The organism is Streptomyces sp. PA03-6a, from assembly GCF_033792765.1.
Classification (GTDB): domain Bacteria; phylum Actinomycetota; class Actinomycetes; order Streptomycetales; family Streptomycetaceae; genus Actinacidiphila.
Genome location: NZ_JARAVK010000623.1, coordinates 1 through 625, shown reverse-complemented (window position 1 = coordinate 625; position 625 = coordinate 1). Strand labels below are relative to the sequence as shown.

Annotated in this window: 1 protein-coding gene; it reads left to right on the top strand. The window is 72.5% G+C overall.

From position 1 onward, the window contains the following. Positions 1-44: 44 nt before the first annotated feature. Positions 45-590, top strand: a complete 546-nt coding sequence (locus PV350_RS46935; RefSeq protein ID WP_500339349.1) for a SigE family RNA polymerase sigma factor — start codon at positions 45-47, stop codon at positions 588-590. Positions 591-625: the final 35 nt, after the last annotated feature.

Sequence of the window (625 nt, the reverse complement as noted above, 5' to 3'; positions counted from 1 at the left end):
GGTGGTAGGCGGTCGCGTACAGGGAGGCCACGGGGGCCCGGGAGATCCCGGGGGAGCGGTGCTTCACGGCGGACGCGGACTTCACCGCCTACGTCCAGGAGCGCCGGGCCTCCCTGTACGCGACCGCCTACCACCTGACGGGCGACCGCTTCGAGGCGGAGGACCTGCTGCAGAGCGCGCTGTTCTCCACCTACCGGGCCTGGGACCGGATCAGCGACAAGGCCGCCGTCGGCGGTTACCTGCGCCGGACCATGACCAACCTGCACATCAGCGCCTGGCGGCGCCGCAAGCTCAACGAGTACCCGACCGAGGAGCTGCCGGAGACGGCGGGCGAGACGGACGCGATGCGCGGCACCGAGCTGCGGGCCGTGCTGTGGCAGGCGCTGGCCAAGCTCCCGGAGCCGCAGCGCACGATGCTGGTGCTCCGTTACTACGAGGGCCGCACCGACCCGGAGATCGCCGAGATCCTCGGCATCAGCGTCGGCACGGTGAAGAGCAGCATCTGGCGCTCCCTGCGCCGGCTGCGTGAGGACGAGACGCTCAGCGCGGGCGTCGACGAGGAGGCGGCGTTCGGCGAGCTGGTCGCCTGACGCCGGGGGGAACGGGGAACCGGGGGGTCCACGGG